This window comes from Nostoc sp., from assembly GCF_036917415.1.
In the GTDB taxonomy this organism is placed as follows: Bacteria; Cyanobacteriota; Cyanobacteriia; order Cyanobacteriales; family Nostocaceae; genus Nostoc.
Window position 1 is genome coordinate 37,177 of the sequence record NZ_JBALDJ010000085.1, and the last position, 14,639, is coordinate 51,815.

Annotated in this window: 12 protein-coding genes and 2 pseudogenes; 7 read left to right on the forward strand and 7 right to left on the reverse strand. The window is 41.4% G+C overall.

The window, feature by feature from the left end; translation table 11 throughout:
* Positions 1-4: 4 nt before the first annotated feature.
* Positions 5-631, reverse strand: coding sequence for a PadR family transcriptional regulator (locus V7K41_RS18375; RefSeq protein ID WP_334850415.1), 627 nt, complete (start codon positions 629-631; stop codon positions 5-7).
* A 212-nt stretch (positions 632-843) separates the two neighbouring features.
* Here V7K41_RS18375 and V7K41_RS18380 point away from each other — a divergent pair.
* Positions 844-1,350 (forward strand): annotated as a pseudogene (locus tag V7K41_RS18380) (IS701 family transposase); the annotation flags it as partial.
* A gap of 1,208 nt (positions 1,351-2,558) precedes the next feature.
* On the opposite strand, the gene tsaE reads toward V7K41_RS18380, so the two are convergent.
* Both tsaE and V7K41_RS18390 read right to left on the reverse strand, forming a co-directional pair.
* Positions 2,559-3,014, reverse strand: coding sequence for a tRNA (adenosine(37)-N6)-threonylcarbamoyltransferase complex ATPase subunit type 1 TsaE (tsaE, locus tag V7K41_RS18385; protein WP_334850418.1), 456 nt, complete (start codon positions 3,012-3,014; stop codon positions 2,559-2,561).
* A 64-nt stretch (positions 3,015-3,078) separates the two neighbouring features.
* A complete protein-coding gene (locus V7K41_RS18390; RefSeq protein WP_292778124.1) occupies positions 3,079-4,482 on the reverse strand; it encodes a gluconeogenesis factor YvcK family protein in 1,404 nt (467 codons plus the stop codon).
* 174 nt (positions 4,483-4,656) lie between these two features.
* Between V7K41_RS18390 and ruvC the strand changes: the two genes are divergently transcribed.
* Complete coding sequence (gene ruvC, locus V7K41_RS18395) at positions 4,657-5,148, forward strand: crossover junction endodeoxyribonuclease RuvC (RefSeq protein WP_104908654.1); 492 nt, start codon at positions 4,657-4,659, stop codon at positions 5,146-5,148.
* 2 nt (positions 5,149-5,150) lie between these two features.
* The gene (locus V7K41_RS18400; protein ID WP_334850421.1) at positions 5,151-5,579 is read left to right on the forward strand and encodes a DUF2252 family protein; all 429 of its coding nucleotides are present in this window, start codon (positions 5,151-5,153) and stop codon (positions 5,577-5,579) included.
* Positions 5,580-5,896: 317 nt separating this feature from the next.
* On the opposite strand, the gene V7K41_RS18405 is transcribed toward V7K41_RS18400, so the two are convergent.
* Positions 5,897-8,167 carry a transglycosylase domain-containing protein gene (locus V7K41_RS18405; protein ID WP_442943217.1) on the reverse strand — a complete coding sequence of 757 codons (2,271 nt, stop codon included), beginning with the start codon at positions 8,165-8,167 and terminating at the stop codon, positions 5,897-5,899.
* Positions 8,168-8,539: 372 nt separating this feature from the next.
* On the opposite strand from V7K41_RS18405, the gene folK reads away from it, so the two are divergent.
* The 4 genes from folK to V7K41_RS18425 all read left to right on the forward strand — a co-directional run bounded on the left by folK (position 8,540) and on the right by V7K41_RS18425 (position 10,656).
* Complete coding sequence (folK, locus tag V7K41_RS18410; RefSeq protein ID WP_334850425.1) at positions 8,540-9,055, forward strand: 2-amino-4-hydroxy-6-hydroxymethyldihydropteridine diphosphokinase; 516 nt, start codon at positions 8,540-8,542, stop codon at positions 9,053-9,055.
* Between the two features lie 68 nt (positions 9,056-9,123).
* On the forward strand, positions 9,124-9,672 hold the full coding sequence (locus V7K41_RS18415; protein ID WP_334850427.1) for an NUDIX hydrolase: 549 nt from the start codon (positions 9,124-9,126) through the stop codon (positions 9,670-9,672).
* 7 nt (positions 9,673-9,679) lie between these two features.
* Complete coding sequence (locus V7K41_RS18420; protein ID WP_334850429.1) at positions 9,680-9,859, forward strand: ADP-ribosylglycohydrolase family protein; 180 nt, start codon at positions 9,680-9,682, stop codon at positions 9,857-9,859.
* 128 nt (positions 9,860-9,987) lie between these two features.
* Complete coding sequence (locus V7K41_RS18425; RefSeq protein ID WP_334850431.1) at positions 9,988-10,656, forward strand: YdcF family protein; 669 nt, start codon at positions 9,988-9,990, stop codon at positions 10,654-10,656.
* A gap of 427 nt (positions 10,657-11,083) precedes the next feature.
* On the opposite strand, the gene V7K41_RS18430 is transcribed toward V7K41_RS18425, so the two are convergent.
* From V7K41_RS18430 to V7K41_RS18440, 3 genes and pseudogenes are all read right to left on the reverse strand, one after another.
* Entirely contained in the window at positions 11,084-12,811 is a 1,728-nt protein-coding gene (locus tag V7K41_RS18430; protein ID WP_334850433.1) for a ShlB/FhaC/HecB family hemolysin secretion/activation protein, read from the reverse strand.
* Positions 12,812-13,114: 303 nt separating this feature from the next.
* Positions 13,115-13,480, reverse strand: a complete 366-nt coding sequence (locus V7K41_RS18435) for a hypothetical protein (RefSeq protein ID WP_334850434.1) — start codon at positions 13,478-13,480, stop codon at positions 13,115-13,117.
* A 244-nt stretch (positions 13,481-13,724) separates the two neighbouring features.
* A pseudogene (locus V7K41_RS18440) lies at positions 13,725-14,639 on the reverse strand (hypothetical protein); the annotation flags it as partial.

A 14,639-nucleotide genomic window follows, 5' to 3' on the forward strand; every position in this document is an offset into this window, starting at 1 on the left:
ATACTTATTTTTCAGCCAGAATCGCGTAAATTTCCCGTTTAACTTGCTCTAAAAGCTCACGCACCCGATTTATTCGCTCCATATTCCCACTACGAGCAACCTGCACCACCGCAGCAGCTAACTCTGTAGCGGCATTCCGCAACTCAATAAACTCTTGGGGCTTACCTGTAACAAAACTTTTGAAGGTATCCCAAGGAGTGTCTGAAGGTTCTTGTTGGGCACGTTCTGCCAATAATTGTTTACCCTCATCCGTAATCGTATAAATTCGCTTGCCTCCTTCCTGCGCGCTCTTGAGATAACCACCTTCTTCCAACAACTGGAGTGTTGGATACACTGAGCCAGGACTGAGGCGACGGAAACCACCATAGCGAGTTTCCATCTCTTTAATCAGGTCGTAACCATGACTAGGATGCTCGGATAACAATTCCAGCAGAATGAACTTGATGTCACCCCGACGAGTCCGATATTCATCTCCCCAACCACGACCAAACATTTCATTGCCAAAGTGTTTGTCATGATGTCTACCATGATGCTTGTCATGATGAAACCAAGACCTGACAAGCAATGAATCCTCTTCGCTAACTCCTGCCCATGCAGGTGCGCCAAAACGTGACCGAAAATGTCTAAACATAAGTGAATCTCAAATCAACTTTCTCTAATATACGATATATCGCGATATATTCCGATATATCGGAATAAAATTTTGATGAAGATTTGTAACGAAAGCAACTTCGACTAGCTAAGAGTCTGCACTTGTTGGACAAAAGACTCTACCCATTGCAAAAAAATGCTTAATCGTAGATTAAGCATTTTTGCTCAACTCTGAAGTAATAGATGGCTCACACAGTAATTGATAAACGATATGCCAGAGAAATAGAGACAAGTAAACGACAATATAGTGGTAATGAGCATGGTGTAATCCCAGGTATTGGATTAATAAATTGTATATATATCAATCATGAAATCGGAAAATTTTGGGTAGTTGATTATCGTATTTATCACCCAGATAGTGATGGTAAAACAAAAATAGAGCATATGACAGAGATGATGCAAAACCTTGTATATCACAATAATTTGCCTTTTAAAGCTATCTTAATGGATAGTTGGTATACGACAAATAAATTAATGTTATATATTGATGGGTTAAGCAAATATTATTATTGTCCTCGAAAACGTAATCGACTTGTTGATGATACAGGAGACAAAGAAGATTATAAAATAATTGAATTGTTATCTGGGGATGAGAAAGAGTTAAAATTAGGTAAAATAATTAAAATAAAAAAGTTTCCAGGTGCAAAAAGAGTGAAACTGTTCCGAGTAACTGTCTCAACAGACAGAACGGATTTAATTCGCAAATAAGTAAGTGGGTCAAATTAAATATAAAACCTCACCCTGCCTCCGGCTTCTTTCTCCTTAGTAAGGTTACGGTCTACACACATCTTGGTAATGAAGCCCAAACCCTGGATTTACCCCTTTAATCCTCCCTTGACAAGGGAGGAAATATCAGGTTCTCCCCCTTAGCAAGGGGGAAATTATATCAAGTCCGGTTAATCACTTATAATTACCGGATCTGTGCAAAAATCGCAAAAGCCTCTTTCCCCCTGCTCCCTGCCCCCAGCAAGAACTGCGGTATAAATGATAAGTCTTTGACTGGACATGATATTAGAGGGAGTGAGAAGGACTTGTGTGTACACCTTAGCCTTACTAAGGAGAGGGATTGAGGGTGAGGTTTTATCTTATGTCTAATTACGCCTACCCACTTACCTGAAATACGCTGTATGTATAAATACGAGATATTATTAGTTAATATTTTATTGAGATTGGTGCTAATTACAGATGTGAATATAAGAATTTATTGCTAATTTAAATTATTAAAACTAATTTTGTCAATTTATAAAATACTTTATTTTTTTGTGTAGATTGTGAATTTAATTTGGGAATACTAAGTGTAAGAAAAGTTAAAATTATACAGAAACTGATGATTGCTTAACTTTTTCTACTAGCATTCGCTGCTAAATAATCTAAATTCATTTTTTGAACCACAGTAGGGAACTAATCGGGTTCAATCGAAGCTGACTAAGTTCTCTCAAAACTTTCATTGAACCCAACAACAGTTGATTTACACTTGCTTGATTCGTATACCAACCATCTAAATCAGTTTTTAACTGCTTATTACAGCAATAAAACTAGTAGATGCCGATATCCCCTTTAGTTAAGAATCACTTTAGGTTCAATACTATATCGGATAATATAAACCTGCCTGGATTCAAGGGAGTGAAGGAAAAAATAGTCTCCCTTTTAAAGAAAGCCAGTGTGTTGGAAACTTTCCTAAATTTATAGGGACAGGTGTCAGCAAAGCTTACCACCAGTTTTCTATTTAAGAAAAGCTGATTAAATATTTTTGTTTTGGTTGAGATAACAATGTTAGTAACTGACAGTGGCGAACGTGGTAGTGGCAGATAGGACGAGTGTAAAGTTCTCTCTCGATTATTTGCATAAATTTTTGAGTGTCGCGGTCAAAAAAGTGAAATCCCTCGTACTTTAGTCGGGAGATGAGCTTAAATCGCGGCAATGACTTTGCTAACGGCACAATTGAATGGTGTGAGTTCAAATTGACGAGTGCCTTCATGTCCATAAGTCAAACTCACGCTCAGATAACTATCTGGCTTGTAAAGTAATCGTTCCGCCCATTCAATTGCCACAATTCCTGGTATGACTTCAACACCTTCCCAGTAACTCTCTAAATTTAGGGTTGCAACTTCTTGCGGTTCTAAGCGATATAAATCTAGATGGTAAAGGGGAAAGCGCCCTTCCATGTACTCATTAATCAGCGTGAAAGTTGGACTGACAATGGGTTCAGCAATTCCTAAACCTTTACCAATGCCTTGAACTAAAGTAGTTTTACCAGCGCCTAAATCACCTTCTAGTAAAATTACACTGCCAGGTGCCAGGGATTCGCCAAGAGTAATACCTAAGCGCAGTGTCGCTTCTGTATTTGCAAGAAAAATTTTCATGATTGAGGTATTGGGCATTACTGATTAGTCTAAAAAAATAACAAATGACAAATTTTCATTTTCCTTAATTTTGAATTTTGAATTTTGAATTTTGAATTCCCCGAAGGGACTGACCTCTACCGTACCACCGCAATAACACTTGTGCTAGTTTCTGGGGATTGTGACGTACAAAACCTGTTTCGTCTTCATACAAAACATTAGCTGGAACAATGCGTCGCCCTAATTGAGTTACGGCTTCTCTATCGAGGAAAACCGGATGGGAGTTTTGTTGGGCGTAACGGATAAGTGATTGCTCCGAAGGGGATTTTTTGTGTATCAGTACAGCATCGAATAGCCGTCTTTGTCCACAAGCAGCATCAATTGCTCTGATGTGGTCGGCAACAGTGTAGCCTTCAGTTTCTCCTGGTTGAGTCATTATATTGCAGATATAAATACGGGGGGCATCTGTTTGAGCGATCGCATCGGCAATTTCTGGTACTAATAAATTAGGAATTAGGCTTGTATAAAGGCTACCTGGGCCAATAATGATGTAATCAGCTTCTTTAATTGCCTTAATAGCTGCTGGTACCGCCGGAGGATTAGCCGGAATGCAGCCAATTTTGACAATTTTACCGCCAGCTTTGGGAATACTAGACTCCCCCTCAATACGACGACCATCGGCTAATTCTGCCCACAGGCGAACATCACTGAGAGTCGCTGGTAGTACTTGTCCTCGCACCGCTAGAACTTTAGAACTGGCTGCAACTGCTTGTTCTAAATCTCCAGTAATATCACTCATTGCCGTTAAAAACAAATTGCCAAAACTGTGACCAGTTAACCCATCTCCAGCCCGAAAACGGTATTGAAACAATTCTGTTAATAACTTTTCTTCATCTGCTAGTGCGGCCAAACAATTGCGAATATCCCCTGGTGGTAACACTCCAAATTCTTGACGCAAACGCCCAGAAGATCCACCATCATCGGCAACAGTGACAATTGCAGTAATATTAGCGCTGTAGGTTTTCAGCCCCCTCAACAACGTAGAAAGTCCCGTACCACCACCAATTACCACTATTTTTGGGCCTCGGTACAATCGACGATGGGCCAGCAAGACATCAATGAGTTCCTCTCCGCCTTCTGCTCTTAGTACCTTAGTAATTGAGCCTACGGTGCGAGTTTGCCCCCAAAGCACTAACAGCAAGCCGCCAAGCAGCACCAAAGGCCCACTAATATAGTTCGGTAAGAGGTTGGTGATGACTCCCAAGAAACCTCTAACCAACTCAATCATCCAAAAAATTGGGGTCAGCTTAATCCAAATGGCTAACCCCAAACTCGCCAGCAGTACACCCCCAACACTAATCAATAACCAACGTTTTACCGATAGTCCAGGGGATAACCATTTGAACCACTGGTTAACCCGATAAGAAGTACGAGAACGCGACTGCTTTTGCAGGGCGTTGAGGGCTTGTCTGAGAAAACCAATTGACATACCTGATTTGGAGCAGTGCTACAAACAATAATTAACAGAAAATCTACACCACTTGGTTTAAAACACCAGGCGTGAAACTATTATATTTGTCAATCCTATTAGACTAAGAGCAAGTCGTGAAGATTGCCAGTATTCCTAGTTAAACAATACCCTGGCTTGGTAAAAGTGAATTTCATGGAAAAACGAATTTTAGGATTAGATCCAGGACTGGCAATTTTAGGATTTGGGGCAATTAGCTGCACACAAAATCTCAAAAAGGTGCAAGAGACTACAGTAAATATGCTGGATTTTGGAGTAATTAAAACGTCAGCAGATGTAGAAATGGGACAGCGTTTATGTACCTTGTTTGATGATTTACACACCGTGATGGAGGAATTTCAACCAGATTTAGTAGCGATCGAGAAACTATTCTTCTATCGTATGTCAAGTACAATCCTGGTTGCACAGGCGCGGGGTATAGTCATTTTAGTGTTAGGCCAGCGTCGTCTTCCTTATGTAGAGTTTACTCCGGCTCAAATTAAACAAGCTTTAACAGGCTATGGTAATGCTGATAAGTCCGAAGTGCAAGAAGCGGTGGCGCGGGAGTTGGATTTAGATGAAATTCCTAAGCCAGATGATGCTGCAGATGCTTTGGCAGTGGCTTTAACGGCTTCTTATCAGCTGTAGTTATGTACACAAACAATAAAGTTTTTTTCAAACTGGCACATAAGTACAAATACTTGAAACTTGCTTCATGGGTTACAATCGCCACGAAAGCGATGTTATCCAATCTCGATCCTTTGGTTGGCTATACTACTGTCAGTAGCATCCCTTTTATGGTGCGTGAAAAATCACCCTACCAAGTGGACTTTGACTATAAGTTCTTAACCAGCAAGTCAAAATTCATGAATGTAATGGGGTATACAGGGAAAGTGGTTGCCAAAAACCATGCAATCTCCGATCGAGACTACGATGCTGCAATTATTCCTATCAGCGTTGGCAAAGAAGTGACTGATATTGTGAGTGGTAATAAAGCTGTATTCAAAGACGAAATTTTTAACTTTGCAGTGGACTATGCAACTCAAGTTGAATTTCAGGAGTGCCTCGGCTTAGAGTAACCCCATAGATAAATCTAGGGGATTGATCTTGGACGTATTATTTCTTGTTGCACTCTCCTCGAAATAAATATTTATTTCTTTTTCTTTGGCTTAAAAGCCGTGGCTTCAAACATAAAGTGCTGAGTGCAATTATTACTTTTTTACTCAGCACTCGTTACTCAGCACTCAGCACTGTTTTGGTGACTAAGTAAGTCGGCACAATAAAACCAAACTGTATGAAGAAAAGTAAATAAGGCTCAAATCCTCTCTCCTCCTGCTCTGAAAAATGAGTACCTCAAATAGTGGTCGTGCATAGTATCAACAATGCCCACTTCTCATTACTGTTGAGAAGGTCTAAGTCTATCCCGCCAAGATGGTTGTGACGGTGAAGAACTTGAAGAACCTGAAGAACCGGAACTATTTGCGGGAGACAACTCTCGCCGAGTTCTTCGAGGTGGAGGAGAATCAGATTCTACTTTTCTAGAGCGTCGCCGTGGAGTAGATGATTCTGAGGAAGAGTTATTAGAACTTGATTCGCTGCGATCGCGCCTTCTCCGTCTTGGGGTATAATCGCTTGCTTGCTGTTCTTCTTGAGAATAGCTCTTCCTTCTTCTACGTCTTCTAGATGAACCACTCTCCTCAGAATTAGAATTTCTCGCTCTTTCCCCTTCTGAATCATCATCATCATCGGCAATAGAACGATTCAGCACTTGTTTGGGCTTGATGGACTGGGCTTTGATAGTGCCTTTGCGACCTTCTAACTTGGGTCGTTTGGGAAACTTTTCTATGGGCATCCCCTCTACCGCTTTTTCCATAAATTCGTGCCAAGTGTAAGCGGCACTACTACTACTGCCATAAGTAGGGTGGTTGTCATCGTTACCTAGCCATACCCCTGTCACCATTTGAGGAATGTAGCCAATAAACCATAAATCGCGGGCTTCGTCGGAGGTGCCAGTTTTGCCGGCAACTGGTCTATTATCTAATTGGGCAGCACCACCAGTTCCCGCTTCGACGACGTTGCGTAGCATCCAAGTCATGATGGCGGCACTGTCAGCGTCGAGGGCCCGTTTTGACTTGAAATTAGCTGACCAGATGACTTTGCCTTGGCGGTTGAGGATGCGGGTAATACCATGAGGTTCTGCGTGCAATCCCTGAGTCGCAAAACTGCCATAAGCGCTAGTCAACTCTAGCAGATTGACTTCATTTGAACCAAGAGCCAAGGAGTAGGTGGGCTTGAGTTCAGATTTGATCCCCATATCATGGGCAAGTTTAATCGTGGGTGTAAATCCCACATCAATCAACACCTTCACCGCAACAATATTAACAGAGCGGGTGAGGGCATCTCGGATGTTCATTGAACCGTGGAAGTTTTCACTATAGTTTTTTGGTTCATAGCCGTCTACGACAAAGGGCGCATCTTCGTAGCTATCGTAAGGGCTTTTACCGGTAGCGATCGCAGTGGCATATACAAACCCTTTAAATGTCGATCCTGGCTGCCGTTGTGCCTGGGTAACTCGATTAAACTGATTTTTACCAAAGTCTTTTCCCCCAACCATTGCCTTAATTTCACCGTTGCGGGGGTCTATGGCCACCATTGCAGCTTGCTTAAAGTTTTCCCAGCGTCCTTGATTTCGTAATGTTTTCGCAACTGCCTCTTCTGCCACTTTCTGCCAACTTGGGTTGAGCGTGGTTTCTACTACTAGACCCCCACTTTTGAGCACGTTAGGAGAAACATACTTGGGCAATTCTTTTTGGATGAAGCTGGTAAAGTAGGGTGATTCTACTTGGACTCGTTTGGGTGAACTGCTTTTGAGGGCTAATGGCTCCTGAACTGCTGCCTGTCTTTGCTCTGGTGTAATTACTTTATCTTCTTGCATCCGTAGTAATACCAAGTCCCGCCGCCGTTTTGCCGCTTCAGGATTTTTGTCTGGGGCGTATAAGCTAGGAGCAGGAGCTAATCCAGCAATCGTTGCCATTTGGGCGAGGGAAAGTTGGTCTGGCGACTTACTAAAGTATACCCAGGCTGCATCTGCTACACCATAAGCTCCAGATCCCAAATAAACCAGATTCAGGTAACGCTCTAAAATCTGATCTTTGGTTAATTCTTGCTCCATTTTTTGAGCTAGGCGGACTTCTTTGAGTTTGCGCCAGATTGTCTGTTCTTGTTTCAAAAACAGAATCCGCGTTAGCTGTTGGGTGATGGTGCTACCACCTTCTACCACACCTTGCGATCGCAAATTATTCAAACTCGCTCTGACAATCCCTTGCGGATCGACTCCGTTGTGTTGCCTAAATCTTCGATCTTCTGAAGCGATGAAAGCTTTTTTTAAATTATCTGGTATTTGTTCTAGCTTTAGCTGTTCTCTGGTCGCTTCACCTTGTTGTTGTAATATGGTGCCATCAGCAGCTTTAATGGTCAGTGTTTGCTCTCGAAACACAGCATTCAACTCGGACTGATCTGGCAAAGTCCGATCTATTAAACTGATGCCGTAGATGAAGGCAACTATCCCACCACCAACACCCAAACCTGCCCAAAACCAGAAGCGGCGATAGAGTGGTTTTTTGCCAGTTGCCCGATTGGCCCTCATCCTAGATGGTAAAATTTTCATTTTGCTCAGTAACTGCCTCGTTTGCGCCAGATGTGCTGGTGGTAAGCTCTCATTTGTTCCTCCTTGTCCAAAGTCACTCAAATTAGTTGGTCTTCGCTTGAACCAGGAGGTAAGCTTCCCCACGTCAGTTCCTCGCTCAAAGTAGTAACCATATAACCACCATCAATCAACTTTGGGGTTATAGCACTACCATTGTGTTAGTATAATATCCTATAAATAATTAACTGAATTAACTAGAAAATAATGTTTTTTAAATTTGGTTAATTTAGTTTTATAAAAAATGCTGCAATTTTGATAACTACTGCGAATATAAAAGCTATAGACAATTATCCGCAAAGACAGCCCGAAAACGGCTTATTTCATGAAAGTATAATGTCTACACCGAGATACGACGAACCAAAGCTAAGACGAAGCGCCGTTGCTCTTGGTAGTAATATCGGCGATTCTCAGACAATTTTATCAGCAGCTATAGAGACTTTAGCCCAAACGCCAGGTATTGTTTTAGAAGCCAGATCCCATTGGTATCAGACCAAAGCTGTCGGGCCACCACAGCCAGATTACCTCAATGGCTGCGTCACATTGCAGGTAGAAACACTCCCCCAGCAGTTGTTAGAAATTTTGTTAGGAATTGAACAACAATTTGGGCGCGTGCGTCAGGAACGCTGGGGGCCACGAATTCTAGATTTGGATTTGTTATTATATGATGACATTATCGTGGATACACCAAATCTCCAGATTCCCCATCCACGAATGCGGGATCGGGCCTTTGTGTTAGTCCCACTGGCAGAAATTGCCCCAGATTGGATAGAACCAGTTTCCGGGTGTGTTATTAAAGAGCTGCTCAAAGGGGTAGACTGTTCTGATGTACATTTATGGATGGACAATTAAAATTACCATCCTTAAAAGTAGAAGAACACTGATTTTACCTCTGTATTCACAGATAATCAGATTTTACTATGCCATTAGGTAGAGAATTACCACAACTGCTGAGACAACGCCTGTTTCATAAAGGACGCAAGTTTGATTTTGAAGTTAATCGCTTGCGTTTGCCGAATAAATCGGAAGGAGAATGGGAATGTATTCGTCACCCTGGCGGTGCTCTAGCTGTACCAGTGACAGCGGAAGGTAAACTTATACTGGTGCGCCAGTACCGTTTTGCAATTCAGGGACGGATATTAGAATTTCCGGCGGGAACAGTGGAAGAAAGTGAAGAGCCTTTAGAAACAATACAGCGTGAAATTGCCGAAGAAACTGGCTATAGTGCCCAAAAATGGGATAAATTAGGCGAATTTTTCCTAGCTCCTGGTTATTCTGATGAAATTATCTATGCTTTTCTGGCACGAGATTTAGAAAAATTGGAGACACCACCAGCACAAGATGGAGATGAGGATATCGAAACTGTATTTATGACTCCTGAAGAACTAGAAAAAGCTATTCTGGAGGGAGAGCCGGTAGACGCTAAATCAGTTTCTAGCTTTTTTCTGGCGCGTCCGTTTTTAGGTTAACATCCTTATGCTGCTAGAGTTAGCGATTGCAGATGCCTACGGTGCAGGCTTTGAATATGCAGACGAAACGATCGCTAACAACGATTTGAGTCGATACGTCGAACATCTGGGTTTTCGACTCAATCCTGGTAGCTATACTGACGATACCCAGATGAGTATTGCCATTTGTAGAAGTGATTGTCAGTAGACCGAAAGTTCTGCGATCGCCCCAGAACAAGCCCAGCTACAGCCAAACATTTATAAAGTCATTCAGCAATTCGGAATACGATCGCTACATTTACTATACAACGATTCATCTATGTGCAAGTTAAGAGAATGCGATGGAAATCTAGAACAATTTATCGAGCAGCACTATGGTTCGTTATACCGATTTTGTTAACGATACCAGTTTCACTGGTTGTCATTAATATTGTTCCTCTATTTTTCTGTCGAGCACCTTTGGTCAACTCGAAACGCAAAACCTTCGATGTCATCATTGTACTTGGCAACCCAGCAAATTCAGACGGCAGTATTGGTGAGATTGCGCGGCAAAGAGTTCTCAAAGCTGTAGAACTCCTTCACACTGGACGGGCGAAATACATTTTGTTTTCAGGTGCAGCCGTCTATAATCACTATGTTGAAGCCGATGTGATGGCAAGTTTCGCCCACTCTATAGGAGTTCCTAGAAGTGCTTTAGTGACAGACACACAAGCAAGAAATACTTACCAGAATCTATTCAATGCAACCGAGATCATGGTTAAGAATCACTGGTCTTCGGCTTTGATTGTTACGTCGCCATACCATGTCAGGCGTACTGCATTTATAGTGTCCCACAGAGGCATCGATTATCAAGTTGTTCCCTGTGAAGTACCCCTTGCAGCATGGATTTCGCAATTGCTCATAGGTCAGTGGGAAAATTACCTGTTGACTCGATTAGCATTTGGTGGATACTCAAAATCCATAGGATTGACTTGTGCTTTGAATCAAAACTTGAGAAAATTCTGAAGCATAAATAGAGCAGGAGTTAACGCAATACAGTTCGGTTAAAGGGGAAAGGTTTTGAATACATCCTTTACCCAATACCTTTTCCCCTTTCTCCAGACCACACTCGATTGTAAAAAATGTTTATCCGAACCGTATTGGGAGTTAACGCTTTATTCAAGCTTTCAGCTAATAACTAACATCAGACTTTGCATCAAAATATGAACGTGTGTTTAATTTCTGAATCATAACCAGATAATGAGTTTAAAAAACTAAAACTTTCACTATATTATAGATAGAGCGATAAATCGCTCACTACAAACTAAGATTTTATTTTATGTTGAATTCTACTGGTCTGTCAAACCCATTTTGACGGCTGGAGAGACACGATAAATTGCCGTCTCTACAGAAAATTTATTTGTCAATTATTTCTTGACAGAGTACTACCTACTTAAAAAGGCTGATAGCGCACTGAAAAATTAAAGCCATTCTCTTGCAGCGAACTACCGCGATCGCTTGTGCCAACTAATGGTATACCATAGTCTGCACGCAATACCAAACCGTTAAAAGGTTGCCAGTTCAAGCCCAACCCCAAGCTGGCAATGGTTTGCGGGTCGGCATTAATACCGCGATTATTCCAAGCTGTACCGATGTCAAAAAATGGTATTAGCTGTAGTGTTTCCACATTTGATGCCAGGGGAATCCGAACTTCTACACCTCCAACTACCCCATTGTCAGCAACAATTTGATTTTGATCGTAACCGCGCACTGTATCAACTCCTCCAATGCTAATTTTTTCCAACGAAAGTAAGGAATCAGGAGTAAGTTGAGTGTTAACTTTGGCTAGCATCAAGATGCGGGGAGATAGCCGTTGTACCCATTGAAATTGTCCCACCCAAGAGAAAAAACGCCCATCAGTACCACTATCGTTAATGGTTGCGTCAATTGCATCAATCCCAAAACTAAATTGCGATCGCGCTGCTAGAACACTGTTAGCATTACGTTGTAACCAATCTTGAGAAAAGCGGATTACCGTAACTCTTGATTCCCCATCTTCGGGCCCTTCGGTAAAGGAGAAGGGGATATCATTGAGGATGTAGGTTTGACTGCGCCGTAAATCGAATGCTAACGAGAGAGCAAATTCTCTGTTTGGCGTATGGATTAGCGGTTGACGGACGTTAAAAGAAAGAGTTTCGGCTTCGCTGCGGATATTTAAGTCACGAAATTCGCTTTCAATAATGCGGCTAGCGCTGTTGCTGTAGCGGACACCAATGGTTCCATCTAAGGCATTGAAGGGAATAGAATAATTGATATCGTAAATGTCTAAACCTTCGCTACCACCATATTCAGCACTAAATTTATCCCCAAATCCTAATAAATTATCATGAGCAAGAAAAACACTTCCTTGTTCTGAGCCGACGCTAGTTGATTGGTTGTTTGCAAAGGTAACTCCAAGATGGAATGGTGGCGATTCAGTAATTGTCACCTGTAAAATATTATTTCCGGGAGTGCTACCTGCGGTTAACTCAGCATTAACTCGTTGAATCACCGGGTCAAGTTGTAATAATTGTAGCGCTTGTTCGAGACTTTTTTGATTTAAAGGCTTACCTGCAAGGCGTTTAATCCGGGAACGCACATATTCAGGCTGCAATCTTTGTAACCCTAAAATGGAAATTCCTTCGAGTTCGCCTTCGACAACTTGAATTTGCACGACACCGCTAGCAATATTTTGATTGTTGGAAATAAATGCACCACTGGTGATATAGCCATTATCAACATAGAGTTTAGTGATTTGCGATCGCAGTTGCAATAACTGCTCAAATGTGATGTTTTTATTTTCTAAAGGCTGTTTTAACTTGATGATTTCATCTCCTAAAACAGAATAGCCTGTAACTTGAATTTCTTTGACAAAGAACTTTTCACCGCTAGGAAAAGCTGTATCGGGTAGATTTTCCTGTGGGGGTGATGGGAGTATGGGGACAGTTGGTGTCGGTGGTATGGGTGGAAGAGTTGGTGTAGGTGATGGTTGGGGTAGAGTTTCTTCGACTTTCCCTGGTGTATCGGGGGGAATTGTGACTCCTGATGGGGGTGTCGATTGTGCAAATACTGCAAGTGGAGTGATGCTAATGCAGGTAAGTAATATGAAAAAAAGCTTTTGAAACCGAAAGTATGAACCCATTGTTTATATATGATAGGTAAAATTTGTAAAAGAATTTTTGCAAGTCACTATCGGGTATCTGAGAGGATAAAATACTCAGATATCCAACTTATGTTTAATAATTAATCAAGCAGACATGATGTTATATCATGTCCAGATTCATAGTTAATCAAGCAGACATGATGTTAGTAGATTCTTTAAAATTGTGTTCCCAGGCTGAAGTCTGGGACAGGATATTATTATTTAATTAAAATACCATAATAGTTCTCTTGATGATTGCATAAAAGTGCAAATCATCAAGAAACGATTTGGAAATTTCTAAGATTATTGATGGTCGCCTCCATGACCATAAAAAGTTATTCCGTAGGTACTGCAAAGATCGGACTGACGCATGACATCATAAGTACCATCGCTATAAATGGCTTTGACATCATAGGTACAATGATTACTATTATTGCTAAAGGTAACGGTGTCAGATGAACCGTTAACAATGTCTGAATTGAGAATATTACTACCCCAATATTTAGATTTTGTTGAGGATACATACAATTGAGTAATTTCTAACTCATTGTTGTTGTAAACTAAAAAATCGCGCTCGTCTGCAAGAGCATTTTGGTTGGTTAATGGCACTATTGGTAATGCCAAAGCTGTTGCTAAAAGTGTATTGCGAAATAGTTTGTCAAACATCATAAACCTCTCAATCCGAGTGAATAAAAATTACAAAATTTTTCTCAGCAACGGTTAATCAATGATGGTTTTGGTTGTTTTTCGATTCATTAACCGTTTCTTTAATACTCAGATTAAGGGATATGACTAAGTAATGCATTCACCATTTATGCATATATAGTTGCATGAATTGTATGGTGCGATCGCATGATGGTGCGTAGCATTTTGCAGAAAACTGTGTATGCAATTTTTCCGATATGTGCAATATTTATTTTGAACAACTTCGACTCAAGATTAATTGCCCATTTGGTAATCGATACAATCCTTGTGGTTCAATTATTGGGTCGCCTTTTTTCCAAGGGCGTGGTGTTGGTTCCACACTACGCACATCACCAGTTGTGTAGGCGGAAATTAATACATCTCCCGGACTATTGCGTAAAGCACCAGAACCTGTAATTGTAAAAGAGTTTTCTTGTCGCTTAGTGCTGCGTGAAATGCAGCTATTGGCAATTAGTGCGTTGGTATTGATGACGTTGGGTGATAATTCGGTGAAGCTGTTTTGGATTGAACTATTGTCAGGGGAATTAATATCAACAGTTCCTGATAAGCCGACTCCAGAGGTCGCTGTAATATATTTGGAAACATCGCTGGGTTGAGTACCAACAAATGCACCTTGGGAGTTGACTACAACTCGACCACCGCGAGAATTGTCTGAGTTAGCGCTGATACGGCTATTTTCTAAAGAGATCAAGAATTTTGTTGTATATATATTGATATTGCCACCAAAGACATTTTCGCCTGTGGCATTGGTAGTAATGCTGCTGGTATCACGAAGGGTTAAATTTTGGGTGTTGAGGTTGATGGTGGCTTGTTCTCGGTTGGAATCTTTATTTGGGCTGCGGGTGTTGGCGTTGAGAGACGCTTTGTTGTCTAGGTTGATGCGATCGGCGTTAATGGTCATAATACCTGCGTTCCCTGTTCCTCTGGCGTTGACCAAGACTTCTGCACCATCTCTTACCAGAAAATTTTGGGTATTAACCTTCAAGTCTCCAGCATTTCCAGTGGAGTTGGGTTCAGCAGAAGCTAACAAGCCACTAGGAAAACGACCATCAGCAGACCTACCAATTAGTTGGACTTGACGTGGAGCATTAACAGTCAGATTTCCAGCTTTTCCTGCACCAAA